Below are 24,407 nucleotides of genomic sequence, written 5' to 3' on the forward strand. Positions count from 1 at the left end.
TTAAAATTAAATATTTACAAGAGATTCAAAAAGGTTTTCCCATTCCTCCATTATTTTTGATTTTGAGAACTCTTGAGACTTATTTTTAGCATTATTCCCCATCATCATTCTCAAGTCTTCATTGCGAATAATATCTGTTAATTTTTCGGCAAATTGCTCTATATTTTCTTTTTCTACCAAAATACCAGATATATTATTTTCAATAATCTCCGCCGGCCCTTGAGGACAATCAAAACTTACTATTGGTAAACCACAACTTATTGCCTCTAATAAAACTAAAGGAAAACCTTCATATCTAGAGCTGCATAAGTAAAGTGAGCTCTCTAATAATTTATTCTCTATTTCATTTGTTGAACCCTTAAGTTCAATATTTTCAACTTTTTTTTTAGCAATTTTTTCTTTTAATTTATTTTCCCATTCTCCCTGTCCATAAATCTCAAGTTTCCAATCTTTATTATATTCTTTTATTTCAGCCCATGCATCAATTAACATATCGAACCCTTTTTGAGAATCTAATCTTCCAATAGCAATGGCTTTTTTATTTTTAAAATTTGATTGAGACTTGGTTTCAATAAAAGAAAAATTATAAATCTGCTCAACATTTTTATTTGTATTAATCCAATCTTGTTTATCCTTTTTTGTTAAAACAATTAATTTATCTAATTTTTTTGTTTGATAAATCAATTGCTTTGTTCTTAAAGTACCAATAAAATTGTTAAGTAATGAGTTTTTTCTAGCTATCAAAAATTGTTTTCTTATATCTTTTGCGAAATGTATTTCACAGATTTTTTTACAGTTGACATCTAAACTGGATAAAAACTCTAACTCTTTCCCTCCTAATGATATACAAATATCAATTTTATTTTCTATAATAAAGTTTTTAAGTTTAGAATTATAAAGCTTTAATAATTTTTTCGTCTCAAGATATTTTTTAATTAAATTATAATTAAAAAACATATTAAAATTTAAGTTCAAATGTATAGTATTAACTCTTTTATCTAAAAAGAAATAATTTGGTTTTTCCATTTGATCTGTCGTCATAATAGAAACGTCATATTTGCCCGTTCCAACCAAATGATTTATTTTATTAGTTAATATTCTTTCCATTCCTCCTGGAGCATATAAAGAAGGTATGAGATATAATAATTTTATTTTTTCAGGAATCATATTTATGATTAATCTTGGTTTATTATAATGTGGAATAAGCTTTGATTTGATCATTATCTTTTTTATTCAAGTTATAATTATTAATATTGTTAATATAACTCTCAAAATTCTCTTCAATCTTAGCTAGTGCTGTAAGAAAACTATCTACAGACATTGGATCAAAAGTCTCCCCACTTTTAATATCTTCCAGAAGTTCTGGGTATGACCCCACCCTATTACTTAGTAGCAAAATACATTTATTATATAAAGCCTCTTCTACAACTAGTCCCCAAGGCTCAGATAAAGAGGGAAGAATAAAAACATCATGTGTTGCATATATATCTTTTATATTATCATTCTTTACAAAACCTAAAAAACGAATATTCTTATTTGCTATAGACTTTAAATAGTTTTCATCCTCTCCCGTTCCAACAATTGTTAAAGACCTATCCAATTCGTTGAAAATATTAATTAAGAATTCTACATTTTTTAACTTGATCAATCTACCAACAAATAAATAATTTAATTTCAATGACTTAAACTTAATAAAATGAAGTTTTTCCTCACTTTTTTTTATGATTCCAACCCCTTTCGTAATTTTTATATTTCCTTTAAAACCCATTTTCAAGAGAACTTCCTTATGTATTTTACCTGAAACTATTGCCGATGAAAATCTGTTTATAATCATTCTTTTTATAAAAAATTTTACTCCCGATAATTTACTTTCAAAAGCACTTTCAGTCTGTAATATATTTTTATTTTTAGGAAAAAGAAAAGATAATAATATTAATTCCGGTAAAATATATCCTCCATAAACAATTTTTTTAAAATGAAAATGTTTCAATAATTTATAAACCTTATAAAAAGTCAAACTTTTATTTCTTTTATCTACATCACTATTATTAATTAAAACAAAAGGAAAATTACAATCATTACTAAAATCCTCATTAATAACAACCTGAGATGTAAGTCCTAAGAAAATTACATAAATATTTGTATTTTTAGCAACCTCATTATATAAATTAATTTTATAAAATGATGGACAATTATTTATTATAATTAAATCAAATTCATTATTCATTATAATATTTTTCTTAGTGATTTAATATAGGCTTTTGATTTATTGACTCTATCTGTGTTATTTAATAATGTAAAAATCATCAAATGTATCTTAAGTTCAATTATTCTTAGATTTAAATATTTTCTTAATCCTAAATTATGTTTATTAAAATATTGTTTTAATGACTGAGAGCCAATATCTAATAATTGTACATTAAAACTTTCTTTTTGCTCCATAAGATGGATATAAGACTTAGAATGATCATAAATAACTTTTTTATTACTTGCATTTAATCGTCTTGCAACATCTGGCTCTTCAAAATACATAAAAAAAGATTCATCATACATTCCAATACTTTCAAAATCTTCTTTTCTAAAAAAAACGAATGCTCCTGATAGAGAATGCTTATATTGATTAAATTTTTCTTTTTTATTATCTATTTTATTAATAATACTATAAGTGATTGGAAAAAATAATTCTGGTAATCGAAAAAAAGAAAAATCGCCTGCATTATTTATTTGTTTAAATCCTAGAGAAGCTACGTTATCATTATAAAATGTTTCAATTACTTTAGCAAATAAAGGTTCATTCAATCTTATATCCGGATTCATAATTGCTATTATATGACCTTTAGATTTTCTGATACCGACATTATTTCCTTGTCCATAGCCGAGATTTTTATTTTTAATAAAAATCACCTTATCAGAAAAATGTCTTAATAATAGTTCTTTTATTTTCTTTCCCTCATCATCAGAACTATTATCTACAACTATTATTTCTATTTCATTTTCTTTGATATCATTATACCTAAAAATTGACTCAATACATTTTAATATTAAATCAGATGAATTATAGGTAACAATTATGATAGATAATTTGACTTTCATGCTAAAATAAAAAAAGATTTAAAAGCTTATTAGATGTAAAAATTTTTATAATATCTTCACTACTTCCTCCTCCTGCAATAAGCTCAGTAAATACATACATATAAAACAGGAAAATAACTACTATACTTATAAATTTGATAACTAGAATTGCTTTCTCATCTCCATCATAATATTTCATAGAATAAAAAACAAATAAAATTTGAAATAATGTAGCTGGCATAATCATCCGATGTCCTACAACCTGTGTAATTAAAGCAACACCTAATAAGCATATATTCGTAATACTCATGATATATAAAAAATGATATTTTTTATCATCCGTGATATTACTATTTTTACTGATATTTTTCTTATGTAATTGTTGTATAAAATAAACAATTATAATATAAGGAAGAAAGGTTAATAATCCGCCTAAAAAAGAAGATTGTAACTCGGAGACGAAATAACCTATAAACCTAACTTGTGAAAAAGCAGCTGCTCCTACCCCTACAATGAATAAAGTAACTAATAATATTATAATGGTAACAATTACCAATTTTGATAAAATCTTATCTGTTTTTATATGAAAAAACGGAATTATAGCCACAAATGAGATAAGCCCATAATGATTTGACATTCCAAAAACTAAAAAAAATATGGCCAAAAGTAAGTTTCTACTTACATAAAAATAATAAATTCCTAAGCATACAGCATAAAATCCCATAAAATATCTCAATTGCGTAACGTAAAAAATGAGAATAGTGCTTATATGAAGTAGACTTATTAGAAATAACTTATTAGAAAATCTACTTATCAGAAATAATAAAATAAAGGTGTATGTAGAGATAAAAAAAAGATGTAGTTCTTTATAACCGTATTGATGTTTTACTAGATATGTTGCAGAAAGTTTAAAAAATGGCTCTAAATGATCCGGAATATTATATATCCAATATTCATAAAATTTTTTATCTGGTGTATAGTCAACAAAACCTAAAATTATTATTATAATTAAAAATATCATTAAAAAATTTAATATCTGACCAAGCTTAAACTTATCTAAAAATAAGCTCAAAATCAACATAAATATGAATAATTGTACTAGAAACATTATTTTTTCTTAAATATTTTTATTTTACTTCAATCTTATTTAATAATTCATCTACATTATGAAGTAAATATTATAATTCTAATTATTTTGTTATCAATAGGTTTTATTCACATTATTTTCTAACAATTTACCATTATTATCAAAAACCCAGCTTGTAGAAATATTATTCCCTAAATAATATTTTCTTTCTTCTTCTAAATCACCAGGTAATACATACCAACCTCCGTGCTTGGCTATATAATTTCCTGCAATTCTAATGGCTTTAGAAAAATTTGAAAAAAAATATGGATAATAACATGGTTTATAAAGAGCAAAAGTTGTATCTATTTCAGCTAAATAACAACTATCCTCAGATATTTTATTTTGCCAAAATTTATCTTCCCATTTAAGAACGTTCTTTTTAAGTGGATACTCATCCGGAATATCTGAAATATCAAGTGCAGAACCTACTTTTGTAATAAAAAAATGTTTCTTCTTAAGAATTGTAATCATTTTTTCTATAAACTTTTCAGGCATAACCTTATTCAAAATTACGTCTGCATCAGTCAAAAAATAAAAACCTTTGCAATAGGTATCATAAACTTTCTTATTTTTATATAAAACTCTGTGTCCTAAATTTTCATTTAAAAGAACAACTTCAACCTCCTCAATTAGCATTAGTTTTTTATAATATTCTAATAAAGCGGGATAAGTAGAAGCATTGTCTAAAATTATTATTTTTTTAAAACCATTTAAAAGTAAATTTTCAATGTTTTTTTTAAAATAAAATAATTGATTATAATTAACGACAATTACCGGTATTTCAGCAGGATTTTTTAATTGCTTAACTACACTCTTATTAAAATACAAATTATAATAAAAAAAAGGAATACGAATGATATAATCTAAGTAATTTAGAAAAAACATTATTAATATTTTAATTTTTCGCAACATTTAATTACTTTTAAATAAGCTATAATTTCTCTTTTCAGTAGAATAAATATATCGAAGGAGTATATATATTTCTACAATCATAACAGCAAAGGCAGCCCCATAAGCTTTAAAAAAATAAATCAAAATGGGTGCAACAATAATATTTAAAATCCCTCCAGAAATGATAATTCTAGAATATATTTTATTTTCAGAAAATACAAGAAGAGTACATAACGCAAAAACACTATGCAAAAATAAAATTAATGGCAAAAATGAAAGAATCTTCAAAACTATATTAGATTGTAAGTTGTATTCACCTAAAACAATTATTAAAATATGCTTAGAAAAAATAACAAAAACTAAGCCTATAAAGGTAAAAATTAAACCACCAATTATTAATATTTTTTTATTATATCTCAAGACCAACTCTTTAGATTCTTTTGATAATATGGCCATTTTTGGATATACAATTTGTGAAATTGGCGAAATAAGCACTTTCACAGCTGATATTAATTTTTCAGAAGCGGAATAATATCCTACATATAGATTCCCATGAAAAAAGCCTAAAAATACGGAGATAGTGGTAGTATATAATGTCATCGAAACATTAGAAATAAATAATAACCATCCATCTTTTAAAGATTTTAAAATATCATTAGTGTTAATCCTTACAAATCTAAATCCATATTTATAATACATTGAAAAATATAATAACATTGATACGAGTAAAGTACATATACTATTAATTATTTGAAGAATTATATAATCTCCTTCTTTTCTTATAAATATAAAAATTAAACCTGTTTGTAATGTTTTTATTATAACGTTTGTAATTGTTATATTTTTTAAATTTTGGATCCCTTGAAAAAACCATACAGGATTAAAAGATTGTCCAGCTGCAAAAATAATTGTAATTAAATATAGAGATAAATTATTCTGTAAGTGATTATTAAAAGGATAAGTAAAAAAAAGAAGAGCAATACATCCTAAAAAAAGTATTGATTTTACACTTAGAATAATACTTATTATTTTATTAATAAGTAGTTTATTTCCGATATTAACAGAAATATCTTTTGTAGCAGAAATTATATACCCATATTCAACAATTATAATTATATATGCAAAAAAAGAATTAACAAAAGTGATTAATCCAAATTTTTCAAATCCCACTGTTCTTATTAAATATGAAAATGTAATAAATGGAAAAACATAATTTGCTATATTTTGAATTATTAAAAAAAATAAATTTTTAAAGTCAGTGTTATTAATTCTTTTCAACATTATAATACACTTAATAAATATGATTTTGATAATTTTACTTATTTAAAAGTTTTTCCCACCATTTTTTTTCTTCAGCATTATATCCATACCCATATTTATTTCCATATCCAAAATAACCATTTGGTACATCATTTAATACAAAACCAACATTTTTAATCTTATTTGTATCAATATTCTTATTTGCAAATTCTAATAAAGATTTTTCGGTATATCCTGATCTTGTAACATATATAGTAGCATCAGCAAGCTCTGCATTCAAAAATGTATCAGTAACCAACATTAGTGGCGCTGTATCCACAATTATATAATTGTATTTATTTTTTAGTTCATCCAATAGTTTTTCAAATCTACCATTAGTTAGTAACTCTGTGGGATTAGGGGGTATACTACCAGAATAAATTACATCTAAATTGGGATTAAATGTTGAAACAAAAACAATATCTGAAATATTTGTATTCTCATCATATAAATATTCAGTGAGCCCAATTAATCCTTTTCTCGAAGTATTATAACGTTGTAATTGGGGATTTCTAATATCCGCACCAATAATTACAGCCTTTTTACTTGGTGTCGCTAAAGTTAAAGATAGATTTACAGAAGTAAAAGTTTTTCCTTCTCCTTTTACTGTAGATGTTACAAATACAGTCTTACCTTTCTCTTTTTTAGGAAGCATAAAATTCATATTCGTAATAAGAATTCTAAAAGCTTCTGCCATAGGAGATAAATCATTTACCTGAATAATATCACTTTCTCCTTTTTTTACTTGTGGTAATTCTGCTAAAACAGGAACATGTGATAGTTTTTCTAAATCATGTTTGGTTTTAATTCTATTATTTAATAATTCGCTTAAATAAATAACTCCAAAAGGAACTAACAATCCTATCAGCAATCCAGACAGCAAGTATACCGTTTTTTTAGGAGCTACAGGAGCAGGTAATGCATAAGCATAATCTACGATTCTAGCTTTATTGGCTGTTACAGCTAATGAAATAGCATTTTCTTCTCTTTTTTGTAATAATAATAAATATAAATTCTCTTTGATTTGCTGCTGTCTCTCAATACTTCTAAATAGTTTTTCCTGAACAGGAATTTTTGTAATTTTTGTACTAATACCATTAAGTTCTCCTTGATATTGATCTTTAGCAAGCTGAAGACCTGTTCTATTCTTCAGTAAGCTTTCTGTAACAGAACTTCTAACTGTTGATATTTGTTTATTAAGATCAATTATTAGAGGGTTTTGAGGAGTAGCACTTTCTAACAATCTATTACGCTCTAATACTAATTGATTATAAGTAGTAATATTAGCAACCGAAGCAGGATTATCCAAACCTACATTTGCTGGCAATACTTGATTAGTTCCTTGCTTATTTACAAAATTAATCAACATATTAGTTAGCTCTAATTGTGATTCGATTTCTATTTGTTTTGCTCTTGCCGAAGCAGAAGTTTCTAAATCTATTTTTGCTTCCGTTTCAAGATCCGTAATTCGATTGGTAGATTTAAACTTTTCTTTTTGGTTTTCTACTTGTCCTAATTCGCTAGAAATAATATTAATCCTACCATCTATAAAACTTTTAGTCTTATTAGATTCTGAGTTTTTGTCATTGATTGCCTCATTATTATAAACTTCTACAAGCTTATTAACAATATCTTTAGCTTTATTTATATTTGGATAACTAAATGACAGATTAATAACAGTTGCGTCTTTATTTGCTAAACTTACACTTAATCTACCTTGCAAAGCATTAACAACATTATCACTAGGTGAATATGTAAAACTTATCTGTTCTAAATCTCCAGCTTCAACTTTATTGAATTGAGGATTGGGAGAAATAATTATATTAGCGTAGGGTAAATTAATTGTCTTATTAAAAGATGTTGATATTTCCTTCGATAATTCTTCTGAATTTAAATGAATATTATTTCCAGAAATCTTGATAAACATAGGTTTTTGAGGTAATTGAGCTAAAGGCTTATCTTGTATGATATGAATTATTATAGGAGAAGTGGTTTTATAGAGCTCTACATCTTTAAATTTTGATTTAGAAAAAATTGAGGTTTGCAGATGTAACTTCTCCACAACATCCTTCATTATTTTCTTTGACTTAAAAATCTCTATCTCATTTTCTATACTACTAGTGCCCATTCTTCCTAGTCCTGATAGATCTTGCAAAACACCAAACTCACCCTCAGCAGATGGCGCGTTTTTAGCATCTTTTATAAGTACTGTAGATTGAATACTATAAATCGGCGTACTAAACTTTAGATAAAAATAAGTTATTATTAAAGAAAAAATAGGTACAATTAAGAACCAAATCCAATTTCTTAAATATGGTTTAATAATTTCTTGAATATTAATTTCTTTTTTTGATTCTTCAGCTATCGAACTATCCATTATTTACCTTTATAATTTATTTTTAAATAATAATTTAAAATTTCACTTACAATCTAGCATCAACTAAATTTCTGTCTAAACAAGATTTTGTATCAAAAATTATAGCATTATCTTTTTTAAAAGCTGTAATATCTATTTTTAAAAATTCATCGTGAGATACAGCAATTATTATTGAATCATATTTTTTTTTCCCTTCTTCTAATTTATCCATAATACTAACACCATATTCATTTTCAACCTCTAGTTTATTAGCCCAAGGATCAAAAACATCTACATTTATACCGTACTCTTTTAATTCTGTATAAATATCGAAAACCTTTGTATTCCTTACATCTGGACAATTTTCTTTAAATGTTATTCCTAATATTAATGCATCAGAATTTTTAATAATACCTCCCTTTGCTATAAGTAGCTTTACGACTTTTGATGCTATAAACTTTGCTATGGAATCATTTACTCTCCTTCCTGATAAAATAACATCAGGGTGATATCCTAATTGCTCTGCTTTATGAGCTAAATAATATGGATCAACTGAAATACAATGGCCACCAACTAGCCCTGGCTTATATTTTAAAAAATTATATTTAGTTCCTGCAGCTTCAAGAACGTCTGTAGTATCTATTCCGATTCTATCAAAAATTAATGCTAGTTCATTCACGAATGAGATATTAACATCTCTTTGAGCATTTTCAATGGCCTTTGAGGCTTCTGCAACTTTAATACTTGGTGCTTTGTGAGTTCCTGCAGTAATAATCTTACTATATAATAGATCTACTTCTTCAGCAATTTCAGGGGTGGATCCAGAAGTCACTTTTTTAATTGTTGTAAGTGTATTTACTTTATCACCAGGATTTATCCTTTCAGGAGAATAGCCAACAAAAAAATCCTTGTTATAAACTAGCCCAGAATATTTTTGTAGAATAGGAATACAGACTTCTTCTGTACAACCCGGAAAAACAGTAGACTCATAAATTACAATATCACCTGTTTTAATAATTTCACCCAACATCTTTGATGCAGATTTAAGTGGTCTTAGATCTGGAGCATGGTAATCATCGATAGGTGTTGGAACTGTTACAATAAAAATATTACATTGAGATATTTCAGTAAGAATAGAGGTTGCTTTATACCCTATATTACCATTTGTTTTTCTGTACTCAATTAAAGATATTTTCAACTTTTCTAGATCAGCTTCTAGAGTATTATCTTCACCATTATTTAATTCTTCAACACGATCTGTATTAATATCATAGCCTAAAACCGAATAATAATTAGCAAACTCTAAGGACAAAGGCAAACCTACATAGCCTTGGCCAATAACAGCAATCTTATATAATTTATTCTCATTCATTTAAGTAGTATCATTTTTTTAATTCAATCTCAAAGTAAAAACAATGAAATATATTTACGTGTTTTTATTTCTTGATTAAACTGATAACAAGAGCAGCAGCAGTAAGAGCAATTGAAGCAGCCGTTAAATAAATACCTGTATTAGGGTTTTGTTTAGAAGATAAATCTTTGGTATTATTAGCTGCAACTATGATTGCATCTCCTTGCTTCAAATTGTAATAAGGCGAATTTATTAAATTAGCATCTTGTAAATTAATTTTTCCGTGAGTTATTTGTCCGTCGACATTTCTAATAATTAAAATATTATCTCTTTTTCCAAAAGCCGTTAAATCTCCTGCTAAACCTAGAGCATTCCAAATTGTACCTTGCCCATTCGCTATAACATAATCACCTTGTCTATTTACTTCACCTAAAACCGTAACTCTAAAATTTGCTAACCTTATGTTTACTGTAGGATTAATAATGTAGCCTGTAAGCTTTTCTCTCAATTCATTTTTAAATTCTATCAGAGTCTTATTAATTGTATTTATTTTTCCAATAATAGGAAAGTCTATATTCCCATCTGTATCAACATTATATGTTGGCCCTGCAATAGTAGTCATACCTTGATTAGGTAAATTAGTACCTCCTGGAGTATTGGACTGAACTAGTTCTGATGAAGAATAACTCTGATTGAAAGGTTTTACAACATCCATATCTTTTGCAGTAATAAGAATCACTAATTGATCGCCAACTTGTATAGTTGAATTTGAATTTTTTATAGACGATTCTATTGCAACATTTTCTATATTTTGCATATAGTTCAAATCATTCTTAGCCTTCTCGTTTACTTTACAAGAAACCAAAACTAGTGCACAAAATATAGTTAAAATTTTACCCTTCATATTTTAAAAATTGTACAAATATACATTTATATTTTATCTATTTATCCAGCACCTCATATACAGAGTTATTACTCTTAAATTCAGGTACAATTGTCTTTAATAATTTTACAACTTCCACTTTATCTCTTCTGATAGAAGCTTTTGTTACTAAGTTTATTAATGAACTAATTTCTTTAAATTCCGCAGAAGGATCTTTAGAAATCATTATTTTTTCATTATGTGTCGGAAGAGTTTTAGTATTATCACTTAATAACTCTTCATATAATTTTTCACCAGGTCTTAAACCTGTATAAACAATTTTAATATCAATATTTGGTTCAAAACCAGAAAGTTTAATCATCCTGTGAGCGAGATCTAGAATTTTTACTGGTTCACCCATATCAAACACAAAAATTTCCCCCCCCTTCCCCATAGTTCCGGCTTGTAAAACCAATTCACAAGCTTCAGGAATCGTCATAAAATATCTTACGATTTCAGGGTGAGTAATGGTTACTGGCCCTCCTGCCTCAATTTGCTTCTTAAAATGAGGAATCACCGAACCATTTGAGCCTAAAACGTTTCCAAATCTTGTTGTAATAAACTTCGTGGTATTTCCCTCTACGTTTTGCAACGACTGTACAAACAATTCAGCCGCTCTTTTTGATGCTCCCATTACGTTGGTAGGATTTACAGCTTTATCTGTAGAAACCATAACCAATCTGTTCACATTATACTTACTAGATAATGTTGCTATATTTTTTGAGCCTAAAACATTTACTAAAATTGCTTCATGCGGGTTTTCTTCTACTAATGGTACATGCTTATACGCCGCAGCATGATATACCATTGAAAAGTTATATTTCTGAAACAAGGGTTCAATCCTATGTTTATTGGAAACATCCGCTAAAACAAATTTAAATCTGATATGAGGAAATTTATCCTTCATCTCTAATTCTATATCGTATAGAGGTGTCTCTGCTTGGTCTAATACAACGATTAAAGAAGGATTAAATTGTGCGACCTGTCTTACAATCTCACTTCCGATAGATCCTGCCCCACCCGTAACAAGAACATTTTTATTAAAATGCCTGCTTTTAACCTCTTCATTTTCTATTTTAATCGGTTTTCTATTTAATAAATCCTCAATTTGAAGATTTCTGATAGATCCACCCAAATCGCTATCTCTTAGCTTTTGTACAGAAGGTGACTTAAAAATTTGAAGATCTTTCTCTAAAAATAAATTCACCCAAGAATTCATTTCATCCTTAGACATCATTTCTTTTATTACCAAAACCCCGTCTACAACAAGTTCTTCTTTTGTATTTTTTTCTATTCTTTCTTTGCCGAAAATAGGTTTTCCTAATAAAGATGCTCTTTTAGAATCTGTTCTCTGCGTCAAAAATCCTACAACTTGGTACGGTAAACTTGGGTTATCTAAAATAGCTCTTGCAATAGCAATAGACTGCTCATCAATACCTAATACAAGAATTCTCTTTTTCAATGCACTTCTTCTATATTCCCTCACCACCTGGAAAAATTCTTTCACATACAGCCTGAAAAGAAATAATCCCATAAATGAAATAATAAAATACAGAACCAAAAAAGAATTCATTATAAATTTAGTTCCAGAAGTCCAAAAATATAATGTGTTTACTGAACCGACTACAAACATTGTACAAAAAGAGGCGAGTAATAATTTAAATAAATCTATAAAAGTAGAATGTCTGATAATCCCCGCATAAGTCTTGAAAAAATACATGAAAAAAGTATTTATCAGAATAATCGATGCAAAGACCAAACTTTGATCGTCATGGTAAATAAATTCTCTCTGCGTAATTTTTTCAATGATGTAGGTTGAAAGAAATAAAGATATAACCAGAATAATAATATCTATAACAAGAATTATCCATCTAGGAAGGTATCTCACGTCTGAAAGGTTGACAACGTTATCCCCAGCAAATATTTTTTTTCTAAGAGACTTGTACATTGTCTTTATTTGTGTTCATATTTAATTAGTTGTAAAAAATCCGTCAATTCAAAAAAGTCAGGATCATGTGCGATGCAAAATTAAGATAAAATTTTATCTATTTACCAAATTCAAAAAATAAATTTAATTATTAAATAAATTCAAAACTTCTGCAATTCTGCCCATATCACTGCTATTTAAGCTACTTCCTGATGGCAGGCACAATCCAATTTCAAAAAGTGTACCAGAAATATTATCTCCAAAAAACCTACAATCTTTATATAAAGGCTGCAAGTGCATTGGTTTCCACAAGTATCTGGTTTCTATATTATTTTCCAAAAAGGTTTGCCTTAGTTTTTCCTTCGACAAGTTAGCGTTTTCTTTTATTAAAATAGTATTCAACCAATAGTTAGAATAAAAATTTTCATCAGGTTCGGAAAACAAGTTAATATTTTCCATTCCACTAACTACTTCATGATAAAAATCATGATTCTCTCGTCGTTGATTTATGCGTTTTTCAAGCACTTCCATCTGCCCTCTTCCAATTCCGGCAGAAATATTACTCATTCGATAATTATAGCCAATTTCAGAATGGCAATAATAATCTTTGTTATCTTTAGCCTGAGTTGATAAAAATAGAGTTTTCTCTTTATCAATTTTGTTTCTTGAAATTAAAATTCCGCCGCTGGAAGTCGTAATGATTTTATTCCCGTTAAAACTAATAATCGACAAATCTCCAAACGTTCCACAAAGTTGATTTTTATAAGTACTTCCCAACGCTTCTGCGCTGTCTTCAATAATAGGAATTTCGTATTTTCTGGAAATTTCAAGAATTTCATCCACCATAAAAGGCATTCCATATAATGAAACCGTAATAATTGCTTTAGGTTTTTTTCCTTTCTGCAAACAATATTTTATGGCATCTTCAACCGCATTGGGACATAAATTCCAAGTTGAGCTTTCACTATCCACAAAAACCGCGATTGCTTTCAAATATAAAATAGGATTAGCCGTCGCCACGAATGTAAAAGACTGGCAGATCACAAAATCTCCCTCTTCAACATTTAATAATTGTAAAGCTAAATGAATGGCTGCCGTGCCGGATGACAATGCCGTAACGAATGAATTTTCACCAAAATAATTTTCAAGACTATTTTCAAACTCATCTATGTTAGAACCATATTGGGAAATCCAGTTGGTATCAAAGGCATCGTTTATATATTTAAGCTCGTTGCCACCCATATGCGGAGGCGAGAGCCAAATTTTATCTTCTTTCAATCTTTGTTCTGTGTTAATTTCTGATTATTATATTTAATCAAAAATATCATTTATTTTCTCATATTCAAAGCCGCGGCTCATTAAATATTTTATGGTTTTGGATTTTCGCTGATATTCCTTTAATCCAGACTGTTTTGAATAATAATCTTCATAGATTTTCCGGATGGTTTTTAGATAATCATCCTCATCAATTTCGTCAAAACAGGAGTTAATCAATTTTTCAGAAATCTGTTTCTGCTTAAGATTCATTTTAATCTTAGCTTTTCCCCAATGCTTAATATAAAACTTACCGCGAATGTAGCTTCTGGTAAATCTTTCTTCATTCAGGTAATTTTCCTGTAAAAGATAAAGTATGATTTCTTCTTTAGCTTCATCAATCAGTAAAAACTCCTTCATCTTCTGCTCGACTTCCGAATGACAACGATCCTGATAAACACAGTAGTTTATCAATTTCAGTTTTATTTCATTGAAGGTAAAAGATTTCTTTTCCATAGTTATAAAAAAAGAATGAGCAAAGGCGCCCATTCTTTTATATTTAAAATTGAAAGTAAATGATTAATAATTGAATAACGCCTTACCTTCCATTAATTCATTAACACTTTTTCTCACAGAAGCAATAACTTCTTCATTTTTAATATTATCAACCACATCAGAAACAAATCCTGCGATGGTATCCATATCATTTTCCTTCAAGCCTCTTGTAGTGATAGCAGCCGTTCCGAATCTGATACCAGAAGTCGTAAATGGTGACTTATCATCAAACGGAACCATGTTTTTGTTACAAGTAATATCAGCAAGCACTAGCGCTTTTTCTGTTTCTTTACCGTTGACATTTTTATTTCTAAGGTCAACAAGCATTAAGTGATTGTCTGTTCCACCGCTTACAATATCAAATCCTCTGTCGATCATCGCTTTTGACAATGCCTGAGCATTTGCCTTCACTTGCTTAGCATACACTTCAAACTGAGTATCTAACGCTTCACCAAAAGCAACCGCCTTACCAGCAATTACATGCTCTAGCGGGCCTCCCTGAATTCCTGGGAAAACAGCTCCGTCAAGAACCTGGCTCATCATTTTGATTTCACCTTTTGGCGTTTTATGACCGTATGTATTTTCGAAATCTTTCCCCATCATAATCATACCACCTCTTGGACCTCTTAACGTCTTGTGAGTCGTAGTCGTTACAACATGACAGTGTTCGAATGGATTATTTAAAAGACCTTTTGCAACTAAACCAGCCGGGTGAGCGATATCTGCCCAAAGTGTAGCCCCAATTTCGTCTGCCACCTCTCTGAATTTAGCATAATCTAAATCTCTTGAATACGCAGAGAAACCAGCGATCAACATTTTTGGCCTTTCTCTCAAAGCCACTTCTCTCATTTGATCGTAATCGATAAGACCCGTTTCTTGCTGAACGCCATAAGAAACCACATCGTACTGAATACCAGAGAAATTAACCGCAGAACCGTGCGTAAGGTGACCTCCCATAGAAAGATCCATCCCCATGATTTTATCACCAGGTTTCAAAACTGCCAAGTAAATCGCCGCATTAGCCTGAGAACCAGAATGTGGCTGAACATTTACATAATCAACTCCGAAAAGTTCTTTTGCTCTGTTAATTGCTAACGTTTCAACCTCATCTACGACTTCACAACCTCCGTAATATCTTTTTCCGGGATATCCTTCAGCATATTTGTTTGTCAGTACACTTCCCATTGCCTTCATTACGTTTTCAGAAACGAAATTTTCTGACGCAATAAGCTCTAATCCATGAGATTGTCTTTGTCTTTCCTTTTCAATCAGGTCGAAAATAATGTCCATTTTACTTTTACTTTTAGAATTTTTTCACCCCAAAAGTACGAAATTTTCAGCGAGAATGAATAATCACAAAGGATGATTTTTGAAATGCCTCCATTGTTTATAAGCTTATCAGTAAATCAAGCTATTCTTTATATAAAATCTTCTTCCGACAGTTCTTTATTCACCACAGCTCCGGCAAAATTACCTTGAGCAACAGCATTCGCAACCGATCTCATCATCGTGGTATTATCTCCGCAGGCAAATATCCCAGGAATATTGGTTTTCATCATCGTATCAACTTTAATGAATCGATTTTCATTTAATTCAATTCCAAGATCATCAACATTGATGTTTTGTTCGAAAGGAATTTTAGCATACAAAGCTTCCAATGGAATTTCTTTTCCGTTTTTAAGAATCACTTTCTGAATTTGTCCGTTTTTATGTAGAATTTCAGCAATTTCATCTTCTATAATATTTATTTTATGTTGATTAAATTTTTCTGTTTGCTCTTCATTTAAAGCAGATTTTCCGTTCGTAAATAAAGTAACCTCTTTTGTTAAATTAAAAACAAGCTTCGTAAAATCAAAAGCCATATCTCCGTTTGCCATAATTCCGGTAGTTTTTCCTTTCACTTCATAACCATGACAGTACGGACAATGAATTACCGAAATCCCCCAACATTCTGCAAATCCGGGAATATCAGGCATCATATCTTTAACTCCGGACGCCAGAATTATTTTTTTAGCATTAAATTTTTCTCCGTTAGCTGTTTCAACCTCAAAATCATCTTCATTTTTAATTATTTTCACAACTTTTCCTTCATGAAATGTTACGGTTTTATATTTCAGAACTTGTTCTTTAGCCAAATCTGAAATTTCTTTCGGCGTTTTTCCGTCCTGGGTAATAAAATTATGTGAATGTGGCGTCTGTCGGTTGCAAGGTTTTCCGCTGTCTATGATTAAGACATCTCGTAGTGATCTTCCCAAAGCCATTGCGGCAGATAATCCGGCGTAGCTTCCTCCTATAATGATGACCTCTTTATTTTCCATAGTATTTCTTGTTGGTAGTTGATAGTTGATAGTTGATAGTTGATAGTTGCAAAGTTAAGAGAAATTTCCATTAATGCGACTTAATCGCAATAATAATTTTTATCTTTGTACTATGGCAAAGAGAAATACCCCGACCAAGCAATTGATTTTAGATTCTTTAAAAAAGTCTAAATCTGTGGTGAGTCAGGAAATTTTACAGAAAGAATTGGGTGAAGCGGTAGATCGCGCCACTATTTATCGGGTGCTTAATAGTTTTTGTGATGACGGAATTGTTCACAAAATTTTAGGGGACGACGGAAAGTATTATTTTGCTTTTTGTGTCAATTGTTCCGAGAAAAAGCATCGGCATAATCATTTCCACTTTAAATGCCTGAATTGTGGAAAAATTGAATGTTTACCCAATGAAGTTGAAGTTAAATTACCGGAAGGTTATCGTTCGGTTAATTTCAATGGGTTTATTTCCGGATATTGTTCGGAATGTTCCTAGACCTGTTTAAATTTTATTTCTATTGCCTTTATTAATTTTGCTAAGGATTTTTTATTTTTAACGCAAAGTTTTAATGTAAAGCAAAGTATATTATAGCGAGCAAAGAAGAATCAACAAGTTGATTAGATGAAGCTGTATTTTCAAGCTTCGCGAAGCAAATTCATTTGCGTTTACCTTCTAAAAATCAGTATAAAGCAATAAAATCTTTGCGTTAAAAAAAGATCATGATATTCTAAAATAAATATTGTATCAAAATTTTAAATGAGTTCTTAGTTATTCTTGAATAGTTTGATGGTATAATCCAGCAATTCTTCGCCGCCAATTTCACCATGACCAGGAATGACTATTTTAGCATCCGGATATTTTGCTTTCACTTTTTCAACGGTTGCTGACCAGGTTTTAACATTAGCATCACCAAGATAACCTTTTGTGGCATTCATTTCTTTAATTAAACAACCTCCAAACATTGCTTTTTCTTTCGGGAAATATCCCACCACGTTGTCTTTAGTATGCCCTTAACCAAAAAATTGGATATACACTTTTTGATTTCCAACTTTTAAAACCTGTGAATTTTCAAAGCCATGATTGGGAATACTTACTCCAGCTTTCTTAGCAAGCTCAATCGTTTTATTATTTGAATAAGAAGGAATATTATTTTTAGTAAATTCTTTCAACCCACCCAAACAATCTTCGTGAAAATGTGTGGGAATTACCGCATTTATTTTTGAATGAAGATTGTTTTTAATAAACGAAATTAATTCTGCAGAGCTTTTATCATTGGTTGGAGTGTCAAAAATAATGGTTTCGTTACCATCTTTTGCGATCATTCCGTTGCATTCAACTTTACCAAAAGAATCGGTTTGTAAATAGGAAATATGCTGAAAAACATTCTCCGATAACTGAATAATTTTTAGGTCATCAGAACTATATACTATTTTACTTTTTACAGCCACTGATTTTTGAGAATAGCAAACAGCAAAAGTGGTAATCAAGAGTAAAAACAGGAATCTGGATATTGATTTCATAGCAAATTTTTATTTTTACTAAAATAGAGAATTTCAAACATTCAATATTATCCTACCGTAGTTAATTATCTGTTAATATCCGCCTTTTTCTTCAATAATTTCTTCTTGAAGTCTTTTTCTGATATCTATTTTTGCACCTTCAAAACTGAAAATTACAGTACCCTTTTCTCTAGCATATTGATCAGTAACAGAATCTGCAATTTTAGATCTTTGAAAGATTTTACCGGTTTGCTCAAGCTCATCTTCAGGATTTTCTTTTACCCGAATAACATTATTGTAATACTTTGATAAATTAAACCAATTAAGATAATCTGCATTAAAAGAAACCGCCCTTATTCCTTTGCGGGAATAATAGTTAATCGCTCCCGCTTCCCCGTAATTATCACAAATCACAATGGTATTTCCGGATTTCGACAATGCTTCATATTCTTTATCTACTTTTTCAGCCAACTCCTTCCAGCCGCGCATATCTGAGAAATCCTGTGGCAAAGAATGATCTTTTCCATCTTCCCAACGAAGCAAGCCCAATTTTTTATAATTTTCAGGGTGATCTACAATATATTGCGGACTTTTATTCGGAAAAGCAACCTGATATAGAGGTAAAAAAAGCAAAATGGGAATCAAAATACTTATTGGTTGTACCAGTTTTTTCACCCAGCCTTTTTCAAAAAGATGAGCAAGAAAAACAGCTCCGACAGCGATATACGTAGGATACAAACCAATGGCATAATAATCTTTAGCTTTGAAAACTAAAAATATTGCAATCGTAAAAATATAAGTCCAAAATAAAAAACGAATTTTTTCGAAAGGTTGATAAAAAACTAACGCATAGAATCCTGAAATAATTACAAAAAGAACTCCAATAAAAAACAGAATCTGTGATTTCACAAAATCAAAACGATCAACATTTATCAATTGTCTTTCCGACAATTCTTTCATGTGCTTAATGACCGGAAAATGGTTATGGTACTGCCATAAAATATTCGGTAAAACGATCAATAAAGCTAAAATCAGAGCAAAATAAAGATGCTTTTGAAGAAATATTTTTCTTTGTTTTGTCACTAACAAACCAGGGATTAATCCCAACACCGCAAAAGCTATATTATATTTATTCAAGAATCCGATCCCGAAAATAATTGCGGCAGTATACAGCCATTTTACTTTTTCTGAATTAAAATATTTAATTAAAACATAATATAACATCGTCCAAAGTAATACTTCTAAAGACGTAGGTTGAAAAAGCATATTAACACGAAGTAAAACAGAGAATAAAATTCCGGTTGAAGTCAAAATTTTAGCATAAAGGTCACCTTTTAATTCTTCAACGATTTTCCAAACAACAACAATCGTTAAAGCACCGAATAACGCCGGAAAAAATTTCACCCAAAACACAGAATTACCTAACATCTTCACGATAAAAGCCAACCAGGAATTTACTGGCGGAACTGATAAATATCCCCACGCTAAATGATTTGCCTGATCTAAATGCAAATATTCATCGCGATGAAGCTCATATTCAGATCCTATCAAAGAATATTGCAAAATAAATTTCGCGAGAACAAAAAGAAAAAGGATAAGGTAATTATTTTTCATAGAATTAATTTAATAGTTTAAAGTAAGACATTTCAGGCTGTGATTTCATTACTTTTCAGAATACATTTTAATACAAAATTATTCACAGCTTCTTCCCTTCACCCCGTCTCGTCCTGAATGATAAATTCAACGCTAAACAAAAAATCCTGAGAAATAATTTCTCAGGATCTCAGTTTAAAACTATAGTGTTAGTTTATTATTTTTTTGTTTTTGCTTTCAGTTCTTCTTTGTCTTTGTCAGAAGGATTCCAAACTTTAACTTCAGAATTTTTGTCAATTCCGGAAAGAACCTGAACGTTGATTCCATCGCTCGCACCTAATTTAATATAGGCTTTCTTGAAATTACCGTTAGCCTGCTTCACCTCAACGAAAGGAACATCTTTTCCGTTTTTCTTTTCGTATTGAACTAAAGATTCATCCAGTAACAATGCATTTTTCTGGGAACTTAAAACGATCTCACCGTTTGCAGAGAAACCCGCTCTGATGTATTCGTTATTCGGATTGTTCACATCACCTTCCACCGGGAATTTAATTGTTCCGTTCGTATCTTTTCCTTTCGGAGCGATCATCGTCAGTTTTCCTGGAAATGTTTTATTTTGAAGAGCACCAATCACAATGCTCATATCCATACCTTGTTTTAATTTACCCGCTTGTGCTTCATCAATTTCTCCTTGGAAAATCAATGAATTTAAATCGGCAATCGAACAAATCGTTGTTCCTGCGTTGAACGAGTTCGCCTCAATTACCTGACTTCCTACTTTCACTGGAACTTCAAGCACTGTACCGGAAGCTTTTGAACGAATCTGAGTGGTTGCCAACCCTTGCAATTCTGGTGTAGAACCCGTTTTTGCGATCTGCAATGTTTTTTGGGCCGTCACCAAAGCCTGTTGAGCATTTTTAAGCGATTGCTGTGTAGAATATAGCTGTTGCTGAGAATTCAAAAACTCCTGTTTTGAAGCAACCCCCTGCTTGTACAGTTTATCCTGCATTTCAAATTGCTTACGCATGTTTTCAACATTCAGTTTAGCATTCGCGATTTGAAGCTGTTGGTTATCCACATTTTGTTGTGCACTGTTTACATCTGCAAGATTCGGAACAATTCTCACGGTTGCGATCAGCTGTCCTGCAACTACTTTATCACCTTCATCCACCAAAATTTTATCGATAATTCCTGCAATATTTGGCTTAATCTCAATTTCTTCTTTTGGAACAATTTTTCCTGTCGCCATTACTTTATCATCCATATTCTGAATGGTTGGTTTTCTGGTAAGGAAAGCTTCGTTCTCTTTGGAGTTCGATTTTATTAAATACCCGATTCCCGAGATCAATGCCACTGCAAATAAAAGCCCCAGCAAAATATAAATGGCCTTTTTCCAAGTGAATTTCTTTTTCATATAGATAGTTTATTTTTTTTTTGAATGAAAGATTTAATAACTCAAAGATTGGTTTTTGATGATCAAATTTTCAAATTAAATTATTTTCAAATTATTCTGTTCTTAATGCTTCGATTGGTCGGATTTTTACGGCTCTTTGTGCCGGAATCATTCCGATGATTAATCCTAAAAATACCATCACCGACATGGCTGCGAATACATTTCCATAATTTACCGTCGGATTATAAAACGGAAACGAATCCTGACCCTGGGTTGCCATATTTAAAATAATAAGCACAAATATTCCGAGTATGAATCCTAATATTCCCGAGGAAAGCGTAATCACCACGCTCTCCAGCAAAATTTGGTTTCTAACTTCAGAAGGTTTAGCCCCCAAAGCCCTTCTGATCCCTATTTCCTTGGTTCTTTCTTTTACTGTAATTAAAAGGATGTTGGAAATAGCAATTACCCCGGCTAAAATCGTTAAAGTTCCCACAATAATGGTTAACAACTGCATTCCGGTAAGGAAACCGGTCAGTTTTTTAAACTCTTTTCCTAAGTTGAAACTTCCGAAAGCATTGGTATCTTCAGGAGAAACTTTATTTTTTGATTTTAAAGCCTGCTTTACTTTTTCTTCAACATCATTAACGTTAGCATTTGGTTTACTTACGATGGCAAACATATCAATCTGGTCTCCCGCATTATACATTTTCGTATACGTAGAAAGCGGAATAAAAGCCGTCTGATCATTCTCAAAACCGCCGCCTTTTTTTATTCTGAACACTCCGATTACATTAAAGAAAATCCCTTTGATGTTAATTGATTTTCCAATCGGGTTTTCATTCTTTTTAGAATCGAAAAAGTTTTTATAAATCTCTTCCCCAATTACGGCTACATTTTTATTTCCTGAAACATCGGCATCATTAATATATCTTCCGAAAATCAGCTTCTTTTCAGAAATTTTATTTCCTACAGGATAATCTCCCGTTAAAGAATAGGTTGCGTTTTTACCGTTTCTAGACATTGATTCTCCCGGTGTTCCTGTGAAACTTCCACGAGAATTTTGAGGCGAAATATAATCGATCTCCGGAATTTTATTTTTCAACATCTGAATGTCGGGTAAATTAAGATGCAAATCTCTTCCTTTTGGAAAACCTTCGTAAGGAATCGCCGTATTTTGTGCCCAAAGGAAAATGGAATTCGTGGCGAATCCCGAGAATAATTTATCAAAACCATTCTCCATCCCTTTTGCGGCACCCAAAAGACTTACATACAAAAACATACCCCAACCTACCCCGATCATGGTAAGGAACGTTCGAAGCTTATTATTCCTCAACGAATAATAAATTTCCTGCCACGTATCTTTTTTAAATATGATGTTCATTTTTAATGTCAATTTTTTATAATATAAAAGGAAATATCAATAGTCAATTTACTTTGTAGTCAATTTTTACAATTTACTTGCGGAGCAAAATTCACTATTCACCATTCACATTTTTATTCCGTTCTCAATGCTTCAATTGGTTTAATTTTCGATGCTCGGTATGCAGGAACAAATCCTGCAATCAATCCTGAAAATACCAAAGCGATAAATGCCGCGAAGATCGTTCCCCAACCCACACTCGGATTTTTGATGAAAAATTCTTCAAGGCTGTCTCCAATCAAGCTTAAAGCTAAAACACCAACACCAACACCTACAAATCCTGAAACTACTGTGATCACCACACTTTCCTGAACAATTAAGGCAACAATACTTCTTGGTTTGGCTCCAATCGCTTTTCGAACTCCGATTTCTTTGGTTCTTTCTTTCACGATATACACCATGATATTACTGATCCCGATAATTCCTGCCAGTAAAGTTCCTAATCCGATGAAGGTTACAATTGCGGTAAGAACTGCCATAAACATGAAGGTATCTTCCATATTTTTAGCATTATTCCAAACACGCACACCGTTTTCGTCGTCTGGAGAAACACTTTTTCTAGCTTTTAATTTATCTCTTAATTCATCACCATATTTTACGGCTTCCTGTGGGCTCAGCTTTTCGTTGTAAGCAATATAAACCGTGCTTACCGTATCAGACCCCTTTTTCATCTGTTGCAAAGTGGTAATCGGAACAGAGATATGTCTTTCATCCCAGTCGCCGCCGTCGTCGGAGAACACACCAACCACTTTGAACATGGTTCCGTTGATATCTAAATCTTTACCAACAGGGCTTCCGTTTTTAATTAAATCTCGCTGAACCATTCTCCCGATCACCGCAACATTCTGTTTTCTTTCCAAATCGGTAGGCGTAAGATATCTTCCTTCAAGAATTTTTCTGTTTTCGATATATTTTTCACCTGGTTCAGATCCGTTTACAGAATAAGTACCGCTTTCCTTTCCGTATTTCACCAATAAACTCGATTGGTATCTCGGTGTCGCCTGCCCTACTTTTTCTTTATCTGTATTGATCAGGAAATCATAGTCATCATTATTCATCGTCACTACTCTATCAGACTGCAAACCACCATACGCAATGGTTGTTTTTCCTGTAAAAATGGAAATCAGGTTTTGGGCATCTCTCGCGAAACCTTCCGTAAAAGCATTCTGAAGACCTTTCCCAATTCCGAAAAGGACAATGAAAATAAATAACCCCAAAGCCACGGTAAAACCCGAAAGTACCGTTCGTAATACATTACTGCGAATAGAACTGAATATTTCCTGCCAACGATCTAGGTCAAACATAGTTTTTATTTTTTTACTTTGTAAAAAAGTCAATTAATATAAATTGTCAATTTCTCCGAATCAATTGTCAATTTTTAAGCGCCTATAAAATTCACTTGTAAGGCAAAATTGACCATTCACAATTCACCT

19 protein-coding genes and 1 pseudogene are annotated in these 24,407 nt (G+C 30.6%); 1 reads left to right on the forward strand and 19 read right to left on the reverse strand.

All coding sequences use genetic code 11. The annotated features are described in order from the left end of the window. Positions 1 to 6 precede the first annotated feature (6 nt). From OXQ85_RS00735 to OXQ85_RS00800, 14 genes are all read right to left on the reverse strand, one after another. A complete protein-coding gene (locus OXQ85_RS00735) occupies positions 7 to 1,221 on the reverse strand; it encodes a glycosyltransferase family 4 protein (protein WP_267401715.1) in 1,215 nt (404 codons plus the stop codon). After that, positions 1,190 to 2,227: a glycosyltransferase gene (locus tag OXQ85_RS00740; protein ID WP_267401716.1), complete on the reverse strand. Its 1,038-nt coding sequence runs from the start codon at positions 2,225 to 2,227 to the stop codon at positions 1,190 to 1,192. The genes OXQ85_RS00735 and OXQ85_RS00740 overlap by 32 nt, the downstream gene beginning before the upstream one ends. Continuing rightward, the gene (locus tag OXQ85_RS00745) at positions 2,227 to 3,093 is read right to left on the reverse strand and encodes a glycosyltransferase family 2 protein (RefSeq protein ID WP_267401718.1); all 867 of its coding nucleotides are present in this window, start codon (positions 3,091 to 3,093) and stop codon (positions 2,227 to 2,229) included. Before OXQ85_RS00745 ends, OXQ85_RS00740 begins: the two co-directional genes overlap by 1 nt. Position 3,094: 1 nt before the next feature. Beyond that, complete coding sequence (locus tag OXQ85_RS00750) at positions 3,095 to 4,180, reverse strand: EpsG family protein (protein WP_267401720.1); 1,086 nt, start codon at positions 4,178 to 4,180, stop codon at positions 3,095 to 3,097. A 93-nt stretch (positions 4,181 to 4,273) separates the two neighbouring features. Continuing rightward, positions 4,274 to 5,113, reverse strand: a complete 840-nt coding sequence (locus tag OXQ85_RS00755; protein ID WP_267401722.1) for a hypothetical protein — start codon at positions 5,111 to 5,113, stop codon at positions 4,274 to 4,276. Continuing rightward, positions 5,114 to 6,373 (reverse strand): oligosaccharide flippase family protein, encoded by a 1,260-nt coding sequence (locus OXQ85_RS00760; protein WP_267401723.1) that lies wholly within the window; start codon positions 6,371 to 6,373, stop codon positions 5,114 to 5,116. A 34-nt stretch (positions 6,374 to 6,407) separates the two neighbouring features. Further along, complete coding sequence (locus OXQ85_RS00765) at positions 6,408 to 8,768, reverse strand: polysaccharide biosynthesis tyrosine autokinase (protein ID WP_267401724.1); 2,361 nt, start codon at positions 8,766 to 8,768, stop codon at positions 6,408 to 6,410. A gap of 46 nt (positions 8,769 to 8,814) precedes the next feature. Further along, positions 8,815 to 10,119, reverse strand: a complete 1,305-nt coding sequence (locus tag OXQ85_RS00770) for a nucleotide sugar dehydrogenase (protein ID WP_267401726.1) — start codon at positions 10,117 to 10,119, stop codon at positions 8,815 to 8,817. Positions 10,120 to 10,183: 64 nt separating this feature from the next. Next, positions 10,184 to 11,002 carry a polysaccharide biosynthesis/export family protein gene (locus tag OXQ85_RS00775; protein ID WP_267401727.1) on the reverse strand — a complete coding sequence of 273 codons (819 nt, stop codon included), beginning with the start codon at positions 11,000 to 11,002 and terminating at the stop codon, positions 10,184 to 10,186. Positions 11,003 to 11,039: 37 nt separating this feature from the next. After that, positions 11,040 to 12,968, reverse strand: a complete 1,929-nt coding sequence (locus tag OXQ85_RS00780; RefSeq protein ID WP_267401728.1) for a nucleoside-diphosphate sugar epimerase/dehydratase — start codon at positions 12,966 to 12,968, stop codon at positions 11,040 to 11,042. A gap of 123 nt (positions 12,969 to 13,091) precedes the next feature. Further along, positions 13,092 to 14,225, reverse strand: a complete 1,134-nt coding sequence (locus tag OXQ85_RS00785) for a DegT/DnrJ/EryC1/StrS family aminotransferase (protein WP_276590656.1) — start codon at positions 14,223 to 14,225, stop codon at positions 13,092 to 13,094. Positions 14,226 to 14,258: 33 nt separating this feature from the next. Beyond that, positions 14,259 to 14,717 (reverse strand): regulatory protein RecX, encoded by a 459-nt coding sequence (locus tag OXQ85_RS00790; RefSeq protein ID WP_267401729.1) that lies wholly within the window; start codon positions 14,715 to 14,717, stop codon positions 14,259 to 14,261. Between the two features lie 63 nt (positions 14,718 to 14,780). After that, a complete protein-coding gene (gene glyA / locus OXQ85_RS00795) occupies positions 14,781 to 16,046 on the reverse strand; it encodes a serine hydroxymethyltransferase (RefSeq protein ID WP_267401732.1) in 1,266 nt (421 codons plus the stop codon). A gap of 128 nt (positions 16,047 to 16,174) precedes the next feature. Then, the gene (locus OXQ85_RS00800) at positions 16,175 to 17,074 is read right to left on the reverse strand and encodes an NAD(P)/FAD-dependent oxidoreductase (RefSeq protein ID WP_267401733.1); all 900 of its coding nucleotides are present in this window, start codon (positions 17,072 to 17,074) and stop codon (positions 16,175 to 16,177) included. A gap of 112 nt (positions 17,075 to 17,186) precedes the next feature. On the opposite strand from OXQ85_RS00800, the gene OXQ85_RS00805 reads away from it, so the two are divergent. Further along, positions 17,187 to 17,561: a transcriptional repressor gene (locus OXQ85_RS00805; protein WP_267401735.1), complete on the forward strand. Its 375-nt coding sequence runs from the start codon at positions 17,187 to 17,189 to the stop codon at positions 17,559 to 17,561. Positions 17,562 to 17,830: 269 nt separating this feature from the next. Here the strand turns inward: OXQ85_RS00805 and bla are convergent. The 5 genes and pseudogenes from bla to OXQ85_RS00835 form a co-directional block, all read right to left on the reverse strand. After that, positions 17,831 to 18,586, reverse strand: a pseudogene (gene bla, locus OXQ85_RS00815) (subclass B1 metallo-beta-lactamase). 72 nt (positions 18,587 to 18,658) lie between these two features. Further along, positions 18,659 to 20,179: a glycosyltransferase family 39 protein gene (locus OXQ85_RS00820; RefSeq protein ID WP_267401740.1), complete on the reverse strand. Its 1,521-nt coding sequence runs from the start codon at positions 20,177 to 20,179 to the stop codon at positions 18,659 to 18,661. A gap of 196 nt (positions 20,180 to 20,375) precedes the next feature. After that, the gene (locus OXQ85_RS00825; protein WP_267401742.1) at positions 20,376 to 21,572 is read right to left on the reverse strand and encodes an efflux RND transporter periplasmic adaptor subunit; all 1,197 of its coding nucleotides are present in this window, start codon (positions 21,570 to 21,572) and stop codon (positions 20,376 to 20,378) included. Positions 21,573 to 21,663: 91 nt separating this feature from the next. After that, positions 21,664 to 22,935 (reverse strand): ABC transporter permease, encoded by a 1,272-nt coding sequence (locus OXQ85_RS00830; RefSeq protein WP_267401744.1) that lies wholly within the window; start codon positions 22,933 to 22,935, stop codon positions 21,664 to 21,666. Between the two features lie 113 nt (positions 22,936 to 23,048). Beyond that, positions 23,049 to 24,278, reverse strand: a complete 1,230-nt coding sequence (locus OXQ85_RS00835) for an ABC transporter permease (RefSeq protein WP_267401746.1) — start codon at positions 24,276 to 24,278, stop codon at positions 23,049 to 23,051. Positions 24,279 to 24,407 lie beyond the last annotated feature (129 nt).

The sequence above is a fragment of the Chryseobacterium sp. GM_Chr_2 genome (assembly GCF_026540445.1).
In the GTDB taxonomy this organism is placed as follows: Bacteria; Bacteroidota; Bacteroidia; order Flavobacteriales; family Weeksellaceae; genus Chryseobacterium.